Below are 1,282 nucleotides of genomic sequence, written 5' to 3' on the forward strand. Positions count from 1 at the left end.
CAAGGAATTCTTCACAGAACGAAGCTGAATTTGTACTGCTCGACCAACTTGTCGAAGAGGATCACCTGCTCCGTAAAATTGACAAGTACGTAGATTTCTCATTTATCATTAAAAAAGTAAAGCCTTACTACAGTGAAAATAATGGTCGCCCCTCTCTCGATCCATTGATTTTATTCAAAATGATGTTTATCGGATACCTGTACGGTATCCGTTCAGAAAGACAGCTTGAAAAAGAAATTTACTACAATATGGCCTACAGATGGTTTTTAGGATTAAATATCAACGATCCAGTTCCTCATCATTCAACCATCAGTTGGAATAGACGCACCCGCTTTAAAGATACAACCATTTTTCAAGACATTTTTGATGAGATTGTTCTTCAGGCCATCAATCACGATATGGTAGGAGGACGTGTTCTTTTCACCGATTCAACCCACCTCAAAGCCAATGCCAATAAGCATAAATATACGAGAAAAACGATTGAACAAGATACACAAAACTATATAAAAGACTTGGATGAAGCCGTTCTAGAAGATCGAGAAGCACACGGAAAAAAGCCTTTAAAAGCCAAAGAGGAGGTGAAAGCTGAAAAAAACATTCGGCAAAGCACAACTGATCCCGAAAGCGGCTATCTTTACCGTGAAAATAAACCTGAAGGTTTTTTCTATTTAGATCACCGAACAACGGATATGAAATACAATATTATCACCGATGCCTACGTAACGCCTGGTAATGTTCATGATTCTGCACCTTATCTTGACAGATTAGATCACCAAATCGCACGATTTGGTTTTCAAGTAGAAGCCGTCGCTCTTGATTCCGGTTATTTGACTACACCAATCTGTAAAGGGCTTTCCGACCGTCATATTTTTGGCGTGATCGCTCACAGACGCTTTCATCCTACAAGAGGTTTGTTTCCGAAGTGGAAGTTTCAATACAACCATGAAAAAGACCAGTACATTTGTCCGAACGGACAAACACTTCTATACTCGACAACTGACCGAAAAGGATACAGATTTTATAAATCAAAACCTGAAAAGTGTGCCTCATGCCCTCTGCTTGGTAACTGTACACGATCGAAAAACCATCAGAAGGTTGTTTCGAGACACTTATGGGAGGGCTATAAAGAAAAGGTCAGGCAAAATCGTTTGTCTGTCTCTGGAAAAATCCTCTACAAAAAAAGAAAAGAAAAAATAGAGCGAAGCTTTGCAGATTCAAAACAGCTGCATGGGCTTCGCTACTGCCGGTTGAGGGGAAAACGAAATGTGAGCGAACAAGTTCT

General features: G+C 39.9%; 1 protein-coding gene. It reads left to right on the forward strand.

The window, feature by feature from the left end; translation table 11 throughout:
- Positions 1-1,282 (forward strand): IS1182 family transposase (locus BTA30_RS21625; protein ID WP_076764011.1); only part of this gene is annotated, 1,282 nt, incomplete at both ends.

The organism is Bacillus swezeyi (genome assembly GCF_001969815.1).
Taxonomy (GTDB): Bacteria; Bacillota; Bacilli; order Bacillales; family Bacillaceae; genus Bacillus; species Bacillus swezeyi.